The sequence below is a fragment of the Kaistella treverensis genome (assembly GCF_900114045.1).
Taxonomy (GTDB): domain Bacteria; phylum Bacteroidota; class Bacteroidia; order Flavobacteriales; family Weeksellaceae; genus Kaistella; species Kaistella treverensis.
On record NZ_FORQ01000003.1, the window covers coordinates 293,855 to 314,559 of the forward strand.

Consider the following 20,705-nt stretch of genomic DNA (forward strand, 5'->3'; position numbering starts at 1 on the left):
AAAACTCATCATTAGGAAGACTGTCTGCAAAGGCAGTCTTTTTATTTTCAAAAAAAATGCCGTTTTAGCGGCAAATATTTTGCAGACCTTGTGCAGTAAATACCTATTCCGTAAATTCGAAAGATGCTTTCTCTGAAATATTTTTAATTCAGAAATTCAGAAAAATTGCCGCTTTTAACGACCAAAAAACACAATATGCCAGAAGGACCGTCCATACTTTCGCTGAAAAATAAGCTGCTTCGCTACAAAGGTAAAACCGTTACCGAAGCTTCCGGCTACGGCGAAATGGACAAATCCAAAATCGTTAATATCAAACTTGAAGATATTGAAACCTACGGCAAAAACCTGCTCTTTGTATTTAAAGATTTCTTCGTTGGCGTTCATCTTGGCCTTTTCGGGCGCATGTTGGTGAACAAACGAAAAAAAGTGAACGCAAGTTTTGCGCTGCATTTCGGTTCCGAGGAAATCAACTTCTACATCGCGAAAACCAAATTATATGAGGGAAAACCGCGCGAACATTTCAATTTCAAAACCGATATTTTAAAACCTGAATTTGACTCGGAATTTATTATTAATGAATTGCAGACTAAGCACGCTAACGAGACAATTGGTGATGTGCTGATGGATCAAACATTATTTGCAGGCGTTGGAAATATTATCCGCGTGGAAGTTTTGTACCACGCCAAAATTCATCCCGAAAGTTTGGTAAAAGATATTCCCGAAAAAAAGCTCGTTTTCCTGCTAAAAATGGTGGTGGACTACGCTGAAGAATTCTTAAATCGGATTAAAACCGATGACGTTAAAGAAAAAGCCCTGATTTACGGCAAAAAAATCTGCCCGAAAGACAAATCGGAACTTGTCGTGATTGACAAAATGGGAAAAGTAAAACGCAAAACTTACATCTGCCCCAAATGCCAGAAACTGTATGCAGAAAAAAATCCCGCTTAAAGCAGGATTTTTTTGATTTTACAAAAGCTGAATTTCTTAGCCTTTATATTCATTCTCTTCGAAAAGCCCGTCAACAGACCAATAGCGCTCGCCAGTGTCATAATTAAAGGTGAGAATTCTTGAGCCTTTCGGGATGTCAGCTAATTTTTTAGAAACCGCTGCGGCTGAAGATCCGGTGGAAATTCCGGCTAAAATTCCTTCTTCTCTGCCGAGTCTTTTTGTAAATTCAAAAGCTTCGTCTTTTTCAATCTGTATAATTCCGCTCAGGATTTCGGTATTTAAAACTTTCGGTACAAAGCCGGCACCAATTCCCTGAATGGGGTGCGGACCGGACGGACCGCCGGAAATCACCGCGGAATCTTTCGGTTCCACCGCAAAACTTTGAAGATTAGGGAATTTTTCCTTTAAAACTTCCGTTACGCCGGTAATATGACCGCCGGTCCCCACGCCGGTAATCAGATAATCAAAACCTTCGGGGAAATCATTCAAAATCTCCTGTGCCGTAGTTTTCGCGTGAATTTCAGGGTTTGCTTCATTTTCAAATTGCTGCGGAATCCACGAGTTTTCTATTTCCTGCGCCATCTCGGTTGCTTTTGCAATTGCGCCCGAAGTGCCTTTTTCTTTCGGCGTCAAAACGAATGAGGCGCCGTACGAGCTCATCAGTTTTCTACGCTCCACACTCATACTTTCGGGCATCACCAAAACCAGTTTATAACCTTTTACGGCGCAAACCATTGCTAAACCAACGCCGGTGTTTCCGGAAGTCGGTTCGATGATTACGGTGTCCTTATTAATTTTGCCTTCCTCTTCCGCTTTTTCAATCATTGCCAAAGCGATGCGGTCTTTGATGCTGCCGCCGGGATTTTGTTTTTCCAGTTTCATCCAGACTTCGTGATCCGGGAAAATGTTGTTCAATCTTACAACCGGCGTCTTGCCGATGGCTTCTAATATATTATTCAGTTTCATAAAATGATTTTTTAAAATTTTTGCTGCTTAAGGCCCGATATTTTTCAGTTTTAATGTTTTCAAATACTGAAAATAATGGGCTCATTTGCCGGGAATTTATTTTTTACCGTAACCTGACCTTTGTGAAAAATCACAGAATTCGCAGGCACACTTTCGGTGATCCAAACGTTTCCGCCGATGACAGAATTTTCACCAATAACCGTATTTCCGCCGAGAATGGTGGCGTTAGCATAAATCACAACGCCATTTTCAATTGTCGGATGGCGTTTTACATTAGCAAGTTCTTTAGCGACAAAATGCGCGCCTAAGGTTACGCCCTGATAAATTTTAACGTTATTTCCGATAACCGTTGTTTCACCGATAACGATTCCGGTGCCGTGATCGATGAAAAAATTCTCACCGATTTTAGCGCCCGGATTAATATCAATTCCGGTTTTGCTGTGCGCAAATTCCGTCCAGATGCGCGGGATTAAGGGAATTTTGTTTTTATAAAGCTCGTGCGCGAAACGGTAAACCGCGATGGCAAAAAAACCGGGATAGGAAAACATGACTTCCTCAATGCTTTGCGCCGCGGGATCATTATCGAAAATTGCTTTTGCATCGTTTTCAAGCGACTCATAAATTTCGGGGAAACTTTTAAAGAAAATTTCTGTTTCCGCTTCTTCATTTTTTGCGGTTACGGAAAAAAGGATTTCATTAAACTCGCTTTTAAAACTGTTCAAACGTGCTTCAATGTCACTGTATTCCGAACATCTTTGAAGTTCTAAAAAAAAGATAAAACGGAAAAATCGGTCGATAAAGCTCTCAATTTTTTTCTTGTCGATATCAAATTTTCGGTTGGAATAGCCTTCGTGAAGTCGGTTTGTGAAACCCATAATCATCTATATTTTAAACAAATTTAGAACATATCAGCCTTGAAACCGTTGATGTAAGGTAAAAAAAACCGATGGCAGCAATTCAGTTTTTAGATGAGAAAAAGGCCGAATTTTTTTATTTAAACTTCATCCGAACAAAATTGGTCAAAACTTTAACATTTTGTAAATTTGGGTTCATAAAAAATTCCGGGTTAAAACGGCTAATTTTTACGTTTTTCTTTGGATAAAAAATAATTAATGAAGCCGTAGGGTTCCATACACCATTAAAAAAATAAATTTACAATTATGAAAGTTACCGTAGTAGGAGCAGGAGCAGTAGGCGCAAGTTGCGCAGAATACATCGCGATGAAAGATTTCGCAGCAGAAGTTGTTCTGGTTGATATTAAAGAGGGTTTTGCCGAAGGTAAAGCGATGGATTTAATGCAAACCGCTTCTCTGAATGGTTTCGATACCAAAATTACAGGCACAACAGGGGATTACAGCAAAACTGCAGGATCTAAAGTTGCCGTAATTACTTCCGGAATTCCAAGAAAGCCGGGGATGACTCGTGAAGAATTGATCGGAATCAATGCCGGAATTGTTAAAGACGTAACTGCAAATTTGGTAAAACATTCACCGGACGTCATCATCATCGTAGTTTCAAACCCGATGGATACCATGGCGTATTTGGTGCACAAAACTTCCGGATTGCCGAAAAATCAAATCATCGGAATGGGTGGCGCGCTGGATTCTGCACGTTTCAAATACAGATTGGCTGAAGCTTTGGAATGCCCAATTTCAGACGTTGACGGAATGGTAATCGCAGCGCATAGCGACACCGGAATGTTACCTTTGATGAGCAAAGCAACGAGAAATGGCGTTCCAGTAACTGAATTTTTAAGCGAGGAAAAACAGGCTTACGTAGAAGAAGAAACCAAAGTTGGTGGTGCAACTTTAACCAAATTATTAGGAACTTCAGCGTGGTATGCACCGGGAGCCGCGGTTTCTGTGATGGTTCAGGCAATTTTATGCGACCACAAAAAAATGATTCCTTGCTCGCTGATGCTGGACGGTGAATATGGTCAAAGCGATATTTGTCTTGGCGTTCCGGCAATTATCGGCGCAAATGGCGTTGAAAAAATCGTGGAAATCAGTTTAACAGACGCTGAAAAAGAAAAATTCGCCACCGCTGCAAAAGCAGTTCGTGAAGTGAATGGTGATTTGAAGTTCTAAGGAATTAAAAATATATTTAAAAACGCATCTTTTAGAAGGTGCGTTTTTTTTCCGGGCAAAAAGACCTTTTTTTTGTGATTTAGCAAATGTATTTCACCAAAAGTTCATTTGGTCTTAATATTTAAACCCTTAAATTTGTCTTTAATATTCGACCATCATTAAATTTTTATTATGTTTAAAAATGTTTGTGCCATTTTCCTTGCCGTAATTTCTACTGGCATTTCTGCCCAAAAAAGCAAAGCTCCACAGCTGGAAAGACCAAAACTGGTCGTCGGCCTCGTGGTAGATCAAATGCGCTGGGATTATCTCTACCGCTATTACGATAAATACCAGAATGATGGTTTTAAAAAGTTGCTGAAGGAAGGTTATTCGCTGAACAATGTTCATATTAATTACGTGCCGACCTATACCGCGGTTGGTCATACAACAGTTTATACAGGTTCCGTTCCCGCGATTCACGGTATTGCCGGAAACGACTGGTTCGATAAAAAAACCGGGAAAAATGTGTACTGTACAACTGATGAAAGCGTGCAGCCCGTTGGAAGCACAAGCACAAAATCGGGCAGCCATTCACCGAAAAATTTATGGTCAACCACAATTACGGATGAACTGATGTTGGCTACCAATTTTCAGGCTAAAGTTGTTGGAGTTTCACTGAAAGACCGCGCTTCCATTTTACCTGCGGGCCACAATCCGACTGGCGCGTATTGGTTTGATGATTCCACCGGAAACTTCATCACCAGCACTTATTATATGAATGATTTGCCGAAATGGATGAAAGATTTCAATGCGCAGAAAAATCCTGATCAATTGGTAAAAAATGGTTGGAATACTTTGCTGCCGATCACCGAATATATCGAAAGTTCACCGGATAATTCACCGTGGGAAGGACTTCTCGGCAGCGCGAAAACACCAACTTTCCCATACAGCAACCTTGCTGCAGATTATCAGGCGAACCGCGACGTTATTCGTTCCACACCATTTGGAAATACCTTGACAATAAAAGCTGCCGAAGCCGCAATTAAAGGTGAATATCTTGGCGCCGATGCCATAACCGATTTTCTAGCTGTGAATTTAGCTTCTACGGATTATGCCGGACATAAATTCGGTCCAAACGCCATAGAGGTTGAAGATATTTACATACGTCTGGATCGCGACCTTGCAGAATTTTTCAAATATTTGGATATAACCGTGGGTAAAAATCAGTACACTGTTTTTCTTTCTGCTGATCACGGTGGCGCGCATGCGCAGGGCTTTATGGCAGAACATAAAATGGCGACCGGATTTTACGGCGAAGACAACAAAGAATTTAATGAAAAGCTGAAAACCAAATTCAAAGCGGATAAATTGGTTTCAAAAGTAACCAATAATCAGGTTTATCTGGATGATCAGGTAATTGATGACAATAAATTAAACGCCGATGAAGTAAAACAATATCTCATCGATATTTTAAACAAAGACAAATCGGTTTTATTTGCGGTGGATATGAAAAAAGCCGGCGCAGCAACAATTCCGGAGCCTTTACGTTCCCGAATCGTAAACGGTTACACCTGGCAGCGAAGCGGCGATATTCAGGTGATTTACCACGATTCCTGGTTGCCGACCTATTCAAAACTCGGAACCACTCACGGCGCCTGGAATTCCTACGATTCTCACATTCCGTTAATTTTTATGGGCTGGGGAATTAAGACCGGCGAAAGCAACAAAGAGTATCACATGACCGACATTGCGCCAACGTTATCATCGTTATTGCGAATTCAGTTTCCAAGCGGGAACATTGGAAATCCAATTGTGGAAGCCATTGGAAAATAACAGAATTAAAAAAAGCCGCTTTTAAGCGGCTTTTTTTTATTTGGAAAAGTCTAAGCAAAAATTCCCGGCTAAAACAACATTTTTCTGGTTTTCTAAAAGAAAAAAATTCGCCGCGAAAACTGCTAATTTTTTTATATTTCAAAATAAATTATTTACTTCTATCTGGCGGATAATTCGCCATGATTTCAGCCACGATTTCCGGAATTTGTTTTTGTTTAGATTTCGGCGAATCTACAGAAATTCCGCTTCCTGTTCCTTGCCAAACCAATTTCTGCGTTCTCGCATCAATTAAATCTAGCACTAGTGAACCTTGGTTGTAATTGGAAGTCCAGGTTCTGTTAACACCAAATCCGTAACCGAAAGGTCCGCCCCAGCCGTACATGCCGAAAGGTCGTGTTCCCTGGATATCCTGAATTTTCTTGTGGTTTGCTTTCACATTCACAATTAAATCCGGAGTTTCAGAAACGCTTAAACCTTTGGTTTGCAGTTGCTTGGAAACCTCGTTCAGCACGCGGTCTTTGTCAATATCGTTGAGCTTCAAATCATCAATTCGTAATTTATACGTCTTGTAGGTATTGAAATTTGCGGTTTCTGCGTAATCAGATTTCACCTGAAAAGGGCTGCAGGAAGTAAGTCCCAGCGTGGCAGAAGCCAATAATAGTAAGATATATTTTTTGCTCATGACCTTGTATGTTTTTTTTGTTTTTAAAATTTTTTTCGGGCCTTTTTACGGCTTTTTTTCCGTTTTAGGATTTTCCGTTTTTACCACTTTTTTTAAAGGTGTCCGTTTTTTTATCATAGCCGTACGGGCAGTGTTTGCAGCCACTTTTGCAGCAATAGCCGCGTTTCAGGTGGTAGTTTTCGGTAAACACTTTATAGCCTTGCTCGTTATAATAAAAGTCTACGTTTTCTTTGATATTTTTCGGGTACATAAGTTAAATCGGTTCGGCCAAATTAATATCTTTGTCACATGGTCTTCATTTGGCAACGACTTCTCAAAAATACGAAAATTTCAGGGATCACTCTTTTTCCGTTCATCATTTTGCGGAAACCCGAGTCGCGTGCGGATGCGGTTTTGCTGAATCACGAGAAAATCCATTTGCGCCAGCAGGCAGAATTGCTCGTCATTTTCTTTTATATCTGGTATGTCGTCGAATATTATTACCTGGTTTTTAAGCTGAAAAACAAGTTTCTGGCGTACAAGTCCATTTCATTTGAGCGCGAAGCGTACGCGATGGAAAATGATTTAAATTACCTGAAAACCCGAAAATTCTGGGCTTTCCGCAAGTATTTTTTAGAATAATTTTTTGGGCGCCTTTTTCCGCCCTCCGTTCCCGCTTCCGCCGCGGCGGAGAGCTCCACTCAGGTCGGGGCGCGGGTGTGGTTTTCTTTAAAAGTTTTCGCTAAGTTTTCAAACTCGGAAAAAATGGGTGTTTTCCGAATTTCTTTCCGAACTTTGCAGCGATGAAAATTCCCACCGTCCAAATTCCCATCACTGAAATTCCTTTGGAAAAAAATATTCAGCTTTTCCTGAAAAGAGAAGATCTCATTCACCCGCACATTTCCGGAAATAAATATTGGAAGTTGTTTTATAACATTAATAATTATCTCGCAAAAAGCCCGGAGAATCCTTTGCTGATAACTTTTGGCGGCGCTTTTTCAAACCATATTGCGGCGGTTGCCGCGCTCGGAAAAGAGGAAAATATTCCAACTTTGGGAATTATCCGCGGTGAAGAACTACAGGAAAAATGGTGCGAAAATCCAACTTTAAAACTGGCACACGATAATGGAATGCAGTTCCGATTCGTAACTCGAGAAGATTACAGAAAAAAGGTGATTTTAACGCGAAATTTTTTTGAGGAATTTCCCAATGCTTTAATTATTCCGGAAGGCGGCACGAACGAAAACGCGGTGAACGGCATTCAGCACATGCTTCCGGAGGAAACAAAAAGTTTTGATTATCTTTGCACCGCAGTCGGAACCGGCGGAACAGTTGCCGGAATTTCAAAGTTTGCAGCGGAAAATCAGCAGGTTTTAGGTTTTAAAACAGTTGACGATTCTTCTTTGAATGATACCGTTTTTGAACTTTCGGAAAGGAGAAATTTCAAACTTCTGGAAGCGCACGACGGCGGTTATGGTAAAATAAGCGAAGAAAATATCCGTTTTATTAATAATTTTAAAGCGAAATTTGACATTCAGCTCGATCCGGTTTATACCGGAAAAATGATGCGACAACTTTTTACAATGATTGAAAGCGATTATTTCCCGCCTGGAAGCAAGATTTTAGCCTTTCATACCGGCGGTTTACAGGGAATTTTTGGCGCTAATGAATTGCTGAAAAAGCAGAAAAGAGAATTGATAAAAATAGGTTAATTTACCGCCTAATTTTTTGCTTAAAATGTTGGAAGTAAGTTTCCTGAAAACAAACTTTCAACGGATGATTAGAAAACCTTTCGAAGTCATTAAAAATAATATATGAAGAAAATATTTTTTGCTCTTACGGTTGTAATTTTTGCAAAATTTCATGCGCAAACCTGGAAAACAGATGAGCAATATATCCAGAAATTCGCGCCTTACGCCGTGGAAGAAATGGAAAAATATAAAATCCCGGCTTCTATTACTTTAGCGCAGGGACTTTTGGAAACCGGTGGCGGACAAAGCCGTTTGGCGCAGCAGGGAAACAATCATTTCGGCATTAAATGCAAGGAGGACTGGACAGGGAAAACAATGAAACACACCGATGACGCGCCCAATGAATGTTTCCGCGTTTACGACGATCCCCGCGATTCTTACGAAGATCACTCGAAATTTTTGGCTTTCCGTAAATATTACGTGAACCTTTTCAAGCTGAACATGACGGATTATAAAGCCTGGGCACACGGTTTAAAAAAAGCCGGTTACGCCACGAATCCGCGGTACGCTTATATTCTCATCGATAAAATTGAAAAGAATAAGCTTTATGAATTCGACAAAACCAATTCAAAAGAAGTTTTATACGCTGTTTTGAAAATGTATCCGGAGCTGAAAAACGACCGCATTTTTATGGCGCAACTCGATCAAAGCCGCGTTTCCGCCAAACCCGTAACCGTAAAAGTTCCGTACGAGCAGGTTTCATATGCAAAACAGCAGAAAAACGTAGATAAACTGGTAGAAAGAGCGGAAACCCTGAAATCTATTTTAATAAAAAGTCATCCAAATGGCGGTAAAAAATTCGTAATAATTCCAGACGATGTCGCTTTAGAAGCCATTTCCAAGAAATTCGGAATTTCAGAAAGCCGTTTGATGAGCTGGAATGAACTCGACGGAAATCAGCTTCGCAGAAATGATATTTTGTTTTTAGAATCAAAATCGTCTTCGGGAAATGTTGCAAAATATAAGGCGCAAGCCGGTGAATCAATGCATGATATTGCACAGAAATTCGGCATCAAGCTTAAAAAATTGTATTCCAAAAACAGAATGGACTTCGGTCAGCAACCGCGCGCCGGACAACTGATGTATCTGCAAAGCAAAAAACCACGGAAATAATTGTTAATTATCAATTATCAACTTTCAATTTTCCACTTAAAGAAACTATTAAAAAATGTTATACCAAAGAAGTTCAGCGCTCTTCGATGAGGCTTATCAATATATTCCGGGCGGAGTAAATTCTCCCGTCCGCGCTTTCAAATCGGTTGGTGGCGTACCGGTTTTTATGAAATCGGCGCAGGGTGCATATCTTAAGGATGTTGACGATAATCAGTATATTGACTATATAAATTCCTGGGGACCGGCGATTTTAGGACATACCCATCCGGAGGTTTTGGAAGCGATAAAAAAGCAGGCGGAAAAGGGTTTTTCCTACGGAACACCAACTGAACTTGAAACTGAAATCGCAAAATATATTGTAGAAAATGTGCCGAATATCGACCAGATCAGAATGGTTTCTTCAGGTACAGAAGCGTGTATGAGCGCAATTCGTTTAGCGCGTGGTTTTACGGGACGAAATAAATTCATCAAATTTGAAGGTTGTTACCACGGACATTCCGATTCCTTTTTAATTAAAGCCGGTAGTGGCGCTGCAACTTTCGGTAATCCGAATTCGCCGGGCGTAACGCCGGGAACAGCAAAAGATACTTTAACCGCAAGATATAACGACATTGAGCAGGTAGCAGATTTATTTCGCCTTAACGGAGGTGAAATAGCAGCGATTATTGTAGAGCCGGTTGCTGGAAATATGGGCTGCGTTTTACCGGAAAACAATTTTCTGCAAAAATTACGTGCTATATGCGATGAAAATGGCGCTTTGCTGATTTTCGATGAAGTGATGACCGGCTTCCGTTTGGCTTTCGGTGGTGCGCAGGAAGTTTATAATGTGAAAGCAGATTTGGTTACTTTCGGAAAAGTCATCGGCGGAGGTTTGCCGGTTGGTGCTTTTGCAGGCCGAAACGAAATTATGGACCATCTTGCACCAAAAGGCGCGGTGTACCAAGCGGGAACTTTAAGTGGAAATCCCCTTGCAATGCGTGCTGGTTTAACCACTTTGCAAATCATTAAAAATAATGAAAACTTCTACGAAAATTTAAATAAAACAACCGAAACTTTAGATTTTGAAATCGGTAAACTTTTGAATTCAAAAGGTATTGAACATAAGATCAACAGAAAAGGCGCAATGATGAGCGTTTTTTTCCACATCAACGCGGTTTCGAACTTTGATGAAGCAGCAAACGCCAATCATGCCTTGTTTAATAATTTCTTCCACCAGCTTTTGGCAAACGGAATTTATCTTCCGCCGAGCGGTTATGAAACCTGGTTTATTTCTTCGGCCATTACGGAAAAGGAAATCAGTAAAACTTTGGAAGTGATTCAAAAATTTGAGTATTCATAAAAAATTCCGGACTGATCAGGCATTTTTTTTCTATTTACAAAACGTAAAAATTAGCCGTTTTAGGAGCAAATTTTTTAGAAATAAATTAGTAAAAAAAGCCATTCAACTTGTAATGGCTTTTTTATTTTTTAACGAGAATTAAATTCTCGCGCGTTCATATTGTATTGGAAAATCGCACTCGGCGTCCGCTTCAAAAGAACCTTGGATTGCTAAATACGGATTTCTCAAGATTTCTCTAGCCACAAATATTAAATCAGCTTCACCTTTTTTCAAGATTTCTTCGGCTAATTCGGCGGTTTTTATCAAACCTACAGCGCCGGTTTTCATGCCGGTTTCTTGCTTAATCTTTGCCGCAAGCGGAACCTGGTAACCGTCAAATAAGTTGATTTTCGCGCCCTGAATATTTCCGCCACTGGAAACATCCATTAAATCGACATTTTTAGTTTGTAAAATTCTTGCGAGTTCCACGCTTTCGTCGATGTCCCAACCGTTTTCAGCATATTCCGTTCCGGAAATCCGAACAAATAGCGGGTGATTTTCATCAAGCAATTCGTTCACCGCATCCACAATTTCCAGCAAAAAGCGCATTCTGTTTTCGAAACTTCCGCCGTATTCATCGGTTCTCACATTCGATAGCGGCGACATAAACTGGTGAATTAAATAGCCGTGTGCAGCGTGAATTTCAATTAAATCAAAACCTGCGTCTAAAGCGCGGCGCGCAGCATCTTTAAAATCCTGAACCAGTTTTTTAATTTCCGGAATGGTGAGCGCGTGAGGAAGCCGTTCACCTTCAGCATAAGGAATTTCCGACGGCGCAACAGTTTGCCAACCTTCTTCCAGCGAAAGCTGTTTTCCGTTCCAGGTCGAAGCTTTTCTACCCGCATGACCTAACTGAATTCCGATTTTAGTTTCAGAATTTTCGTGGATAAAACCGACAATTTTTTTAAAACCTTCCGCCTGTTCATCGTTCCAAAGTCCGGCACATTTGTGTGTAATTCTGCCTTCGGGCACAACACCGGTTGCTTCCACGATTAGAAGTCCGGTGCCGCCTTGTGCGCGGCTTGCATAATGCACGAAATGAAAATCGTTCGTCAAACCGTTTTCGCAGGAATACATGCACATTGGCGACATTACCCAACGGTTTTGAAGTTCTAGATTTCTGAATTTGATCGGAGTGTATAATATCATAAATAACTTTTTTAAAAAGCCAAATTTATGAAAACTCACGTTGAGTAGTTAGAGGCTTACAAAATTATAGCTCTCCAAAACATAATTATTTTAAATGGTTTTAAATATAAGCCGCTAAAAGGGTTATTTTTTCAGTTTTTACGAACATCTATGTGTGACGTAAGGTACGCATTGAATATTCCATTAAGATGATTGGCAATAAATTCTTCTTCCTCCTGAACGCAGACTGCGAGTAGTGTTGCCGCCTTCGGATAATCCAGTATTATCGCAAGATGCGCAAGGCCGCCGTAGGTTGCGATTTTATAATAGGTAAGTTTTTGCGTCACAAGAACAAGTGCAACTTCCCAGTTTTGAAGATCATCAGCAAAATGCGCCAAATGATTTACAGCTTCGCACAAGATCGCATCTATAGCCTCGCATTTTTTTCGTTCTGGCAAATCGCCCTTGAACTCAAAGATTTTGCGAAGTCTGCTCAGGTGCTTTAGATGAATTCCAAAATGTTCCGTTAAAATTCCATGTAGGTTTGATGACGAAATATTATTTTCTACTTTGCTGTATTCTTCTTCAATTAAATTTTCCGCGTCATACATTTCCTGGAGGGAATTTAAAAAGAAAATTTCTAATTCTGAACGTGAGCTCAGCGGCATATCTTTAATCACGGGTGCAACCCGCTTATTATTTTTTTTCATAAGCAAAGCTTTCCGGCTGTTAACCATTGGAACCGGAAAATTTACGACGCAATACTACAACATCTGTTAGAGAGTAAGGGGAGTCTTTTCACGGTATTTTTGTGTTATATCTATTACACAGGAATATAACTTCTAAACTTCATCTCATTAAATTTCGTGCCGATTGTTTCTTTTCCATATATTAAGTGAAAACCTGTAAATTTTGTAAAAATCAGTTATCTTTACTCCTCTATTTTTATTACATGCAAAAAGAACATACAATAACGTTCGAATCGATTGACAGTTACGGCGAACTGAACGAAATGGAAAAAACACTTTTCGATAAAGCAATGTCCTCGCGAAACACCGCGTACGCACCATATTCGGATTTTACAGTTGGTTGTGCAATTTTGCTCGAAAATGGCCAAATTATTACCGGAAGTAACCAGGAAAATGCTGCTTATCCCTCGGGATTGTGTGCTGAAAGAACTACGATTTTTTATACCGGTGCAAATTTCCCGGATGTAAAAATTAAAAAGCTTTTCGTTATCGGTGCGCCGAGAAACGCTTCAACTTCAATCCCAATTCCGCCGTGTGGCGCTTGCCGTCAGGCAATTTTAGAATATGAAGCCAAGCAGAAACAGGAAATCGAAATTTATTTCGCTTCACTCGGCGGTGCGATTTATAAAACAAAATCCATTCGCGAGTTGTTGCCGTTTTCATTTGACGCCTCTTATCTTTAAATTTTCTGAATGAGAATTGCTGCCATCGACATAGGAAGTAACGCCGCGAGACTTTTAATTAATGAAGTGACGGAACCTAAAAAAGGCAAACCGCAGTTCACCAAACTAAATCTGTTGCGCATTCCGCTGCGGCTTGGAATGGACGTTTTTACCACCGGAAAAATCGGTACGGAACGCGAAAAAATGATTACGGATTCGATGAAAATTTTCAGCGATCTGATGAAAATTTATAAGGTGGAACATTTCCGTGCCTGCGCCACCAGCGCGATGCGTGACGCTAAAAACGGCCCGGAAATTATTAAAAAAGTGCAGGAATCGTCGGGAATTTCTATCGAAATAATTTCAGGTGACGAAGAAGCAGGATTGGTTTTTGAAAATCACGTTGCTGATTCACTCGACAAAAGCTGCGCTTATCTTTATATTGATGTTGGCGGCGGTTCAACCGAACTGATGTTTTACGAAAACGGGAAAATGGCGTATGAAAAATCGTTTAACATCGGTACAATTCGTTTGTTGAATGGTTTGGTGACGGATGATTTGTGGAAGCAGATGAAAGAAGAAATCCGGAAAAACATCAACAGCACAAAACCGATTGTCGGAATTGGCTCCGGCGGAAACATCAACAAGATTTTTTCGATGAGCAAAACCAAAGACGGAAAACCGATGTCGAGCGCATTTCTAAAAAAATATTATAAAGAAATGAAGGAACTTTCGGTGGCGGAACGTATGAGCAAATTCAGTCTTCGTGAAGACCGCGCCGATGTTTTGGTGCCGGCTTTAGAGATTTACAATAACGTAATGTCGTGGAGCGAAATTGAAAAAATATTTGTTCCCAAAATTTCTGTTGCTGATGGTTTGGTCCACAGCATCTACGAAAATTTGCAAAAAAAGTAGCTTTTAAGCCGTTATTTTTTGCCGAGTTCTATAATTTCCAGATTTTCAATTTGGTCACCGTTGATTTCAAAACGCATCATGGTGCGCATCTGGTGCCAGCCCACTTTTCCCATGGCGCCAGGATTCAGGTGAAGTAATTTGTTTTTCTGGTCGTATATCGCTTTTAAAATATGCGAATGTCCGGAAATTAAAAGTTGAGGCTTTTTGATCTCAATTTCTGCTTTTGCCAACGTGGTGTATTTTCCGGGATATCCACCGATATGAATCATCAAAACTTCTACATTTTCAACGGTAAATCTTGAAACTTCGGGGAAAATCTTGCGGATTTCTGTACCGTCGATGTTGCCGTAAACGCCGCGCAAAGGTTTTGTTTTTTCGAGCTTTTCAATGACTTCCAGATTTCCGAAATCGCCGCAATGCCAAATTTCATCAGCGTTTTTTGCGTAATCTAAAATCCGGTCGTCTATATAAGAATGCGAATCTGAAAGCAGAAGTATTTTCATGCGGTAAATTTCTTCTTTTTTATTTAAATTTTTGAAAAGAAATGCATTTCGAAAATCGAAAAAAACCTTCAAACAGCAGCGAATTTTTTTAGTTTAAAATTTGGATGGAAAAATGATTTTTCTAAAATGGAAAAAAACCGTCAAATAGCAGCGAATTTTTACTTTAAAATTTGGATGGAAAAATGATTTTTCTAAAACGGAAAAAAACCTCCAAATAGCACGGAATTTTTTTGTAAAAGAAGAAATAACCTGACTTGTAGCCCCGATTGAAATGGAAATCCTTTTTTGCAAAAGCAAAAAAGATTGTAATGGAAAGCGGGAACCCATCTTCGGCTCATAACCCAGCTTTCTTGCTCCTAAAAATTCCGTAAATTTGCGCGCAATGAGGTATTGTATTGAGTTTTCGTATTTGGGAAAAAATTATTTTGGCTTTCAAATCCAGCCGGGAGAAATTTCCGTTCAGGAAGTTTTGGAAAAGGCTTTCTCCACGATTTTGCGTGAAAAAATTAAAATTACGGGCGCCGGACGCACCGACACGGGCGTGCACGCGAAGAAAATGTTCGCGCATTTTGATGTGGAAAAAAGCGTGGGCGAAAATTTTATCTATCAAATGAACAGTTTTTTGCCGAAAGACATTGCGGTGAAAAGGATTTTTCGGGTTGAAGATAACTTTCACGCCAGATTTGATGCCACTTTCCGGACTTATGAATATTATATTTCGCTGGAAAAAAATCCGTTTACGCAGGATTCTGCGTGGCAAATGTGGAAGCGAACGTTGGATGTTGAAAAAATGAATGAAGCGTGCGAATTTCTGCTGAAACATCAGGATTTTACGAGTTTTTCGAAACTTCACACGAACAGCAAAACCAATAACTGCAAGATTTTTTCGGCCTTCTGGGAGCAAAATAATTCGGAATTAAAATTTACAATTTCAGCAGACCGCTTTTTAAGAAATATGGTGCGTGCGATTGTCGGAACGATGGTGGAAATCGGCAACGGAAAACTGAAACCGGAAGATCTGGACCGCATAATTGCTGAAAAAAACCGCAATTCCGCCGGAACGTCGGCGCCGGCGCAAGGGTTGTTTTTGGTTGACGTTGGATACGATTTTAGTTGAGAGTTGAGAGTTGACAGTTTATAATTAACAATACCAATTCACAACTAATAACTTGCTGTCAACTATCAACTCTCAACCGTCAATTGTCCACTCTTTCCCCAAACTTTTCCGTATTTTTGCAGAGAATTACGTACAAATGAAGAAACAATCGACCTGGGAAATAATAAAGCGGCTTTTTGTAATCGGGATGAAATTTCGGTCCTGGTTTTTGCTTACGCTGGCGATTTCAATTGTTCTTTCGGTTATTTCTACCTACCGGCCGTATCTTACGATGCTGATTGTGGATACAGACATCATTCAGCTGCGCGACAAAGGGTTGATGATGAAGCACATCTACATCCTGATTGCGCTGGTTTTTGGTGAAACAATTCTGAATTTTTTCCTGGTTTATTTTTCCAATTTTATTTCGCAAAACGTTATCCGCGATATTCGTGAAAGATTGTATCATAAACTCATTTATTTCCGAACTTCTTTTTTTGATAAAACTGCGATTGGTCAGCTTGTAACTCGCGCTGTCGGCGATGTGGAGACCATTGCTACTGTGTACACCGATGGGTTTCTGATGGTTTTCGGTGATATTTTACGTATCGTTTTCGTTTTGATTATGATGTTTCAGGTGGATGTTCACCTGAGTTACATTTCGCTCGTGATTTTGCCTTTAATGGTGGTGATTACCCGGTTTTTCCAGAAACGGTTGAAAAAGGCTTTTGGTGATGAAAGAACATGGACCGCAAACCAGAATTCTTTTGTGCAGGAAAGACTTTCCGGAATGTCTATAGTGCAGGTTTTTAACAGAGAAGAAGCGGAGTTTAAAAAATTCGACGGTATTAATATCACGCTGAAAGGCGCTTTGCTGAAAACGGTTTTCATCTTTTCGCTTTTTTTCCCCGTTGTAGAGTTAATTTCTTCGCTTTTCATTGGTTTTATACTGCTTTACGGCGGTTTTATTACCATTAAAGCCGGCGCGGTAATCGCCTTTATTCAATATATTTCAATGCTGATTCGTCCGCTGCGGCAGATTGCGGATCGCTTTAATAATATCCAAAGAGGAATCGTCGGTGCTGAAAGGGTTTTGGGTGTGATGGATGAAGATTTTGCCATGCCGAATACCGGAACAATTGCAAAGTCGCATTTTGAAGGAAAAATTGAATTTAGAGATGTTCATTTCTCCTATGATGAAAAACAGGAAGTTTTAAAGGGAATTAGTTTTAAGGTAAATCCGGGCGAAACCGTGGCTATTGTGGGCGCGACTGGCGCCGGAAAATCTACCATTATAAGCTTAATCACCAGATTGTATGATGTAAATTCGGGACAGATTTGCCTGGATGATGTCGATCTAAAGAAATACGAACTTTATAATTTGCGCAGCCACATTGGTGTTGTTTTGCAGGATGTTTTTCTTTTCCACGGCAGTATTTACGAAAATCTGGCTTTCGGTGATGAGTCGGTGACGTTGGAAAAAATAAAAAAGGTTGCTAAAGATATCGAGGTTGACGAGTTCATCGAAAGTTTGCCCGGCGGTTACGATTATGTCGTGCGCGAGCGTGGTTCTTCGATTTCATTAGGACAAAGACAATTGCTGTCATTCCTGCGCGCTTATCTTTCGGACCCGAAAATTTTAATTCTGGATGAAGCCACTTCTTCAATTGATCATGAAAGCGAGAAATTGATTCAGCGCGCGACGGAGAAAATCACCAAAAACAGAACTTCGATTATTATCGCACACCGACTGTCAACCATTGAAAATGCTGATAAAATCATCGTGATGGATCAGGGAAAAATTGTGGAGGAAGGAAAACACGACGAATTATTGGCGCAAAATGGCTATTATTCTACACTGTACCGCGCGCAGCTAAAAGTGGAAGTTGAAGCGGAATAGAAGCTTTCAGCAGAAATTTTTAAAATTTAATCAAAAAAATATCCGGCTAAATGACCGGATTTTTCTGTTATAGAAATATTTTAATTTCCAACTACTGTGCGCACGTTTACAAATTCTTTCAGTGCAACGAGCGAAAGTTCCGTGCCGTAACCGGAAGTTTTAGTGCCGCCAAAAGGTAAGCGCGGATCAGAACTCGAGCTTTTATTCACGCTGATGGTTCCGGCTTCCAAGTTATCGATGAAAAACTGCTGCCTTATTTTGTCGTTCGTCCAGACAGAATCTGATAAACCGAACGGAATATCATTCGCCAAAGTCACCGCGTGCTGATCATCATCGGCGATCATCACCATTCCAACCGGCCCGAAAAGTTCTTCCTGCAAAATGGGATTTCCGGAATTTACCTTAATTAAGCCGGGAATAAATTCGTTTTCAGAAATCCGCTTTAGCGGCAAAATAATTTCAGCACCATTTTCCAGCGCTTTTTTGTATTGTTTTTCCAAATCATCGGCAAGATCTGGGCGCGCCATTCCCGCGAGATTGGTTTCTTTATTGAAAGGATCACTAGCAACATATTTCTGATATTCTTTAATGAAAAGCGGCAGAAATTCTTTTTCAATGTTTTTCTGAACGATAAAACGTTTCGCGGCATTGCAGGCTTGTCCGCAATTTGCGAGTCGGGAATTGGCGCCGCTTTCTGCGGCTTTCTGAAAATCGGCGTCATCTAAAACGATAAATGCATCGCTGCCGCCCAGTTCCAGCAAAGATTTTTTAATGTTTTTTCCGGCGATCGCGGCAACTTCGCCACCGGCTTTTTCGCTTCCGGTTAAACTGACGCCTTTAACAATGGGATTTTCCAGAACTTCTTTCACTTCCGCGTGACCAATTTCCAGGTTTTGAAAAACGCCTTCCGGAAAACCGGCCTTTAAAAATAGATCTTCAATGGCATTGCCGGTGCCGAAACAAATGGAAGCATGCTTTAAAACCACCGTATTTCCGGCTAAAATTGCGGGAACTGCAAATCGAAGCGCCTGCCAAAAAGGGAAATTCCACGGCATAACGCCCAGAATTACACCTTTAGGAACATATTGAATTTGGGAAATTCGGAACTCTGTTTCGATTTTATCAGGTTTAAGAATATTTTCTGCGTCCGCGTAATAGCGAATCATCAAAGCGCATTTGTGAATTTCCGCGATGGACTGCGTGATGGGTTTGTTCATTTCGGTGGTGATAATTTTTCCGAAATTTTCCACTTCCAAATCCAGAATTTTTGCCATTTCAGCAAGCAATTTTTGCTTTTCTGTGAACGGAACGTTTTTCCAGGTTTCAAAAGTTTGCTGCGCGGTCTTTAATTTATTATTGATGTCCATTTCTGTTATATATATAGAGTGAAATTTTAAATATGATTTTGAAAATCACCTTTTCACAAATTTAAGGAATTGAGAGGGAAAAATTCATTGAGTGCAGCAATCGTGATTATTTCGAAATAAATAATTTAAAGCCGGTTTCATTAGACATAATTTAGAAACATTATTAAATGGCTGTAATACTTTGAGGATCGCAATATTTTAATTATTTTTGAGCAATAAAATTTAACAGAATGAATGCACCGGCCGAATTAAAGTACACCAAAGACCACGAGTGGGTTAGGATTGAAGGAAACACAGCAACCATCGGGATCACCGATTTTGCGCAGGGCGAATTGGGCGATATTGTTTTCGTAGATGTAGATTCGGTTGACGATGAATTATCCGCGGGCGACGTTTTCGGAAGCGTAGAAGCTGTGAAAACGGTTTCCGATCTTTTCTTGCCGCTATCCGGAACAGTTACTGAATTCAACAGCGAGCTGGAAGATCAGCCGGAGTTATTAAATACCGATCCGTACGGAGCTGGCTGGATTATAAAACTGGAGATAAAAGACGATGCCGACCGCTCGGAATTATTAACGGCTGAAGAATACCAGGCTTCACTTGGATAAGATTTCGAAAATATTTAGTAAGATTTTGCCCATTTACTGGGCATTTCTTACTTATATGCTTTTACGTCCGGGTGTGGAGAACATGGAATTTCCTTTCATGTTCAGCGGAATCGATAAAATTTTACACCTGAGTATTTTTGCGCTGTTGGGCTTTTGCTTTATGTGTGCGTTTCCGCGGATTAAGTTTTCTTACTTCTTACAGATCATGATTATTTATGGTCTTTTAACCGAAATTCTGCAGGACGAGATGGGTTTTGGCCGCTCGCTGGAATTTCTAGATCTTATTGCCGATACTGTTGGCGTGCTTATGGGCTATTGGGTTTTCCAGCAGCTGAAAAAAGTTTCTTTTTAAGCGGGTAAATTTTTACCGGTAATATCCACCTTTTTTATACTATATGTGTGTAAAGACAGTGGTGAAATATCTTTCAATTTAATATTTCATTTTCCAAATTTATTTTTTGGTGGTTATATTGGTGTTTTTTTCTTCTCTTTATAATAGTGTGGTGGAATCTTTGATTTGAAATTTCATATTTTTAAATTTTCTGCCAGTTGTATTGAGACTTTTTGTTTCTATATATAATAGAGAAGTTGAAGTGAAATTTTTCTTCGTTTATCATTTTAAATTTTGCCGGTTATTTTTGCAATTTTCTCACAATATTCTAAATTGCTTTTTCGTTTTATATAAGCTTCGGATTAAGTCGGAAAAAATTCCGATCTATTTGCGGCAATTTTTCCGTTTTAAGATGCACGCAAAATTTCAAATATAGGTTAAAGCAGGAAAAATTCGGTGCTAAAGAGGCGGTTTTTTTGGGTTTAGATTGCAGGTTCAAGTCTAGAAATGGTAGAAAAGGGTGCTCAAACTTATGGGAGCAGATAAAGTGGATAACTTTGAATTTGGAATAAATTATTGTGGAGTAGGAAGTTAGGAAGAAGTTTGTAAACTTTATGAAAAAAGTTTTAGGATAGGGTTGCATGGTATGTGAGGTGTCTGTATATTTGCACCACTCTAAAACAGAGTAGCGAAGTAGAGAGAGACAGGTTAATTGAGAGTAGATGGAGAG

Annotated in this window: 21 protein-coding genes; 13 read left to right on the top strand and 8 right to left on the bottom strand. The window is 40.0% G+C overall.

Annotated features, from left to right (window positions below; translation table 11 throughout):
- Positions 1-195 precede the first annotated feature (195 nt).
- On the top strand, positions 196-948 hold the full coding sequence (locus BMZ55_RS09600) for a DNA-formamidopyrimidine glycosylase family protein (protein WP_143068768.1): 753 nt from the start codon (positions 196-198) through the stop codon (positions 946-948).
- A gap of 36 nt (positions 949-984) precedes the next feature.
- Here BMZ55_RS09600 and cysK read toward each other — a convergent pair whose 3' ends face one another.
- Both cysK and epsC read right to left on the bottom strand, forming a co-directional pair.
- Entirely contained in the window at positions 985-1,914 is a 930-nt protein-coding gene (gene cysK, locus BMZ55_RS09605) for a cysteine synthase A (protein ID WP_089820146.1), read from the bottom strand.
- A gap of 59 nt (positions 1,915-1,973) precedes the next feature.
- Complete coding sequence (gene epsC, locus BMZ55_RS09610) at positions 1,974-2,795, bottom strand: serine O-acetyltransferase EpsC (RefSeq protein WP_089820147.1); 822 nt, start codon at positions 2,793-2,795, stop codon at positions 1,974-1,976.
- Between the two features lie 279 nt (positions 2,796-3,074).
- Here epsC and BMZ55_RS09615 point away from each other — a divergent pair, with 279 nt between their 5' ends.
- Together BMZ55_RS09615 and pafA are read left to right on the top strand one after the other, a co-directional pair.
- Complete coding sequence (locus tag BMZ55_RS09615) at positions 3,075-4,001, top strand: malate dehydrogenase (protein ID WP_089820148.1); 927 nt, start codon at positions 3,075-3,077, stop codon at positions 3,999-4,001.
- A 171-nt stretch (positions 4,002-4,172) separates the two neighbouring features.
- Positions 4,173-5,813: an alkaline phosphatase PafA gene (gene pafA, locus BMZ55_RS09620; protein ID WP_089820149.1), complete on the top strand. Its 1,641-nt coding sequence runs from the start codon at positions 4,173-4,175 to the stop codon at positions 5,811-5,813.
- A 148-nt stretch (positions 5,814-5,961) separates the two neighbouring features.
- Here the strand turns inward: pafA and BMZ55_RS09625 are convergent, their stop codons facing one another.
- A complete protein-coding gene (locus BMZ55_RS09625; RefSeq protein ID WP_039341105.1) occupies positions 5,962-6,495 on the bottom strand; it encodes a DUF4136 domain-containing protein in 534 nt (177 codons plus the stop codon).
- 64 nt (positions 6,496-6,559) lie between these two features.
- Positions 6,560-6,745 (bottom strand): C1orf53 family protein, encoded by a 186-nt coding sequence (locus BMZ55_RS09630; RefSeq protein WP_089820150.1) that lies wholly within the window; start codon positions 6,743-6,745, stop codon positions 6,560-6,562.
- Between the two features lie 38 nt (positions 6,746-6,783).
- Between BMZ55_RS09630 and BMZ55_RS09635 the strand changes: the two genes are divergently transcribed.
- From BMZ55_RS09635 to hemL, 4 genes are all read left to right on the top strand, one after another.
- Positions 6,784-7,116, top strand: coding sequence for a hypothetical protein (locus BMZ55_RS09635; protein WP_089820151.1), 333 nt, complete (start codon positions 6,784-6,786; stop codon positions 7,114-7,116).
- Between the two features lie 161 nt (positions 7,117-7,277).
- On the top strand, positions 7,278-8,186 hold the full coding sequence (locus BMZ55_RS09640; RefSeq protein WP_177179804.1) for a 1-aminocyclopropane-1-carboxylate deaminase/D-cysteine desulfhydrase: 909 nt from the start codon (positions 7,278-7,280) through the stop codon (positions 8,184-8,186).
- A 102-nt stretch (positions 8,187-8,288) separates the two neighbouring features.
- On the top strand, positions 8,289-9,338 hold the full coding sequence (locus BMZ55_RS09645; protein WP_089820152.1) for a glucosaminidase domain-containing protein: 1,050 nt from the start codon (positions 8,289-8,291) through the stop codon (positions 9,336-9,338).
- Between the two features lie 55 nt (positions 9,339-9,393).
- A complete protein-coding gene (hemL, locus tag BMZ55_RS09650; RefSeq protein ID WP_089820153.1) occupies positions 9,394-10,677 on the top strand; it encodes a glutamate-1-semialdehyde 2,1-aminomutase in 1,284 nt (427 codons plus the stop codon).
- A 138-nt stretch (positions 10,678-10,815) separates the two neighbouring features.
- On the opposite strand, the gene BMZ55_RS09655 is transcribed toward hemL, so the two are convergent.
- Both BMZ55_RS09655 and BMZ55_RS09660 read right to left on the bottom strand, forming a co-directional pair.
- Complete coding sequence (locus BMZ55_RS09655) at positions 10,816-11,862, bottom strand: NADH:flavin oxidoreductase/NADH oxidase (protein ID WP_089820185.1); 1,047 nt, start codon at positions 11,860-11,862, stop codon at positions 10,816-10,818.
- A 134-nt stretch (positions 11,863-11,996) separates the two neighbouring features.
- Positions 11,997-12,554, bottom strand: coding sequence for a DUF892 family protein (locus tag BMZ55_RS09660; RefSeq protein WP_177179805.1), 558 nt, complete (start codon positions 12,552-12,554; stop codon positions 11,997-11,999).
- Positions 12,555-12,796: 242 nt separating this feature from the next.
- Here BMZ55_RS09660 and cdd point away from each other — a divergent pair, with 242 nt between their 5' ends.
- A complete protein-coding gene (gene cdd, locus BMZ55_RS09665) occupies positions 12,797-13,276 on the top strand; it encodes a cytidine deaminase (RefSeq protein ID WP_089820155.1) in 480 nt (159 codons plus the stop codon).
- Between the two features lie 9 nt (positions 13,277-13,285).
- The gene (locus BMZ55_RS09670; RefSeq protein WP_089820156.1) at positions 13,286-14,170 is read left to right on the top strand and encodes a Ppx/GppA phosphatase family protein; all 885 of its coding nucleotides are present in this window, start codon (positions 13,286-13,288) and stop codon (positions 14,168-14,170) included.
- Between the two features lie 11 nt (positions 14,171-14,181).
- Here the strand turns inward: BMZ55_RS09670 and BMZ55_RS09675 are convergent, their stop codons facing one another.
- A complete protein-coding gene (locus tag BMZ55_RS09675) occupies positions 14,182-14,673 on the bottom strand; it encodes a metallophosphoesterase family protein (RefSeq protein WP_089820186.1) in 492 nt (163 codons plus the stop codon).
- Positions 14,674-15,055: 382 nt separating this feature from the next.
- Here BMZ55_RS09675 and truA point away from each other — a divergent pair, with 382 nt between their 5' ends.
- Entirely contained in the window at positions 15,056-15,790 is a 735-nt protein-coding gene (gene truA / locus BMZ55_RS09685; protein ID WP_089820158.1) for a tRNA pseudouridine(38-40) synthase TruA, read from the top strand.
- A 136-nt stretch (positions 15,791-15,926) separates the two neighbouring features.
- Positions 15,927-17,669 (top strand): ABC transporter ATP-binding protein, encoded by a 1,743-nt coding sequence (locus BMZ55_RS09690; protein ID WP_089820159.1) that lies wholly within the window; start codon positions 15,927-15,929, stop codon positions 17,667-17,669.
- An 80-nt stretch (positions 17,670-17,749) separates the two neighbouring features.
- Here the strand turns inward: BMZ55_RS09690 and BMZ55_RS09695 are convergent, their stop codons facing one another.
- Entirely contained in the window at positions 17,750-19,036 is a 1,287-nt protein-coding gene (locus BMZ55_RS09695) for an aldehyde dehydrogenase family protein (protein ID WP_089820160.1), read from the bottom strand.
- A gap of 230 nt (positions 19,037-19,266) precedes the next feature.
- Between BMZ55_RS09695 and gcvH the strand changes: the two genes are divergently transcribed.
- Positions 19,267-19,644: a glycine cleavage system protein GcvH gene (gene gcvH / locus BMZ55_RS09700; protein ID WP_089820161.1), complete on the top strand. Its 378-nt coding sequence runs from the start codon at positions 19,267-19,269 to the stop codon at positions 19,642-19,644.
- A gap of 25 nt (positions 19,645-19,669) precedes the next feature.
- On the top strand, positions 19,670-19,996 hold the full coding sequence (locus BMZ55_RS09705) for a VanZ family protein (RefSeq protein ID WP_039342570.1): 327 nt from the start codon (positions 19,670-19,672) through the stop codon (positions 19,994-19,996).
- The last annotated feature ends 709 nt before the right edge of the window (positions 19,997-20,705 follow it).

Coding starts and splice junctions, on each gene's coding strand:
- BMZ55_RS09600 (WP_143068768.1), top strand. CDS start 196: ATGCCAGAAGGACCGTCCATACTTTCGCTGAAAAATAAGCTGCTTCGC.
- cysK (WP_089820146.1), bottom strand. CDS start 1,914: ATGAAACTGAATAATATATTAGAAGCCATCGGCAAGACGCCGGTTGTA.
- epsC (WP_089820147.1), bottom strand. CDS start 2,795: ATGATTATGGGTTTCACAAACCGACTTCACGAAGGCTATTCCAACCGA.
- BMZ55_RS09615 (WP_089820148.1), top strand. CDS start 3,075: ATGAAAGTTACCGTAGTAGGAGCAGGAGCAGTAGGCGCAAGTTGCGCA.
- pafA (WP_089820149.1), top strand. CDS start 4,173: ATGTTTAAAAATGTTTGTGCCATTTTCCTTGCCGTAATTTCTACTGGC.
- BMZ55_RS09625 (WP_039341105.1), bottom strand. CDS start 6,495: ATGAGCAAAAAATATATCTTACTATTATTGGCTTCTGCCACGCTGGGA.
- BMZ55_RS09630 (WP_089820150.1), bottom strand. CDS start 6,745: ATGTACCCGAAAAATATCAAAGAAAACGTAGACTTTTATTATAACGAG.
- BMZ55_RS09635 (WP_089820151.1), top strand. CDS start 6,784: ATGGTCTTCATTTGGCAACGACTTCTCAAAAATACGAAAATTTCAGGG.
- BMZ55_RS09640 (WP_177179804.1), top strand. CDS start 7,278: ATGAAAATTCCCACCGTCCAAATTCCCATCACTGAAATTCCTTTGGAA.
- BMZ55_RS09645 (WP_089820152.1), top strand. CDS start 8,289: ATGAAGAAAATATTTTTTGCTCTTACGGTTGTAATTTTTGCAAAATTT.
- hemL (WP_089820153.1), top strand. CDS start 9,394: ATGTTATACCAAAGAAGTTCAGCGCTCTTCGATGAGGCTTATCAATAT.
- BMZ55_RS09660 (WP_177179805.1), bottom strand. CDS start 12,554: ATGAAAAAAAATAATAAGCGGGTTGCACCCGTGATTAAAGATATGCCG.
- cdd (WP_089820155.1), top strand. CDS start 12,797: ATGCAAAAAGAACATACAATAACGTTCGAATCGATTGACAGTTACGGC.
- BMZ55_RS09670 (WP_089820156.1), top strand. CDS start 13,286: ATGAGAATTGCTGCCATCGACATAGGAAGTAACGCCGCGAGACTTTTA.
- BMZ55_RS09675 (WP_089820186.1), bottom strand. CDS start 14,673: ATGAAAATACTTCTGCTTTCAGATTCGCATTCTTATATAGACGACCGG.
- truA (WP_089820158.1), top strand. CDS start 15,056: ATGAGGTATTGTATTGAGTTTTCGTATTTGGGAAAAAATTATTTTGGC.
- BMZ55_RS09690 (WP_089820159.1), top strand. CDS start 15,927: ATGAAGAAACAATCGACCTGGGAAATAATAAAGCGGCTTTTTGTAATC.
- BMZ55_RS09695 (WP_089820160.1), bottom strand. CDS start 19,036: ATGGACATCAATAATAAATTAAAGACCGCGCAGCAAACTTTTGAAACC.
- gcvH (WP_089820161.1), top strand. CDS start 19,267: ATGAATGCACCGGCCGAATTAAAGTACACCAAAGACCACGAGTGGGTT.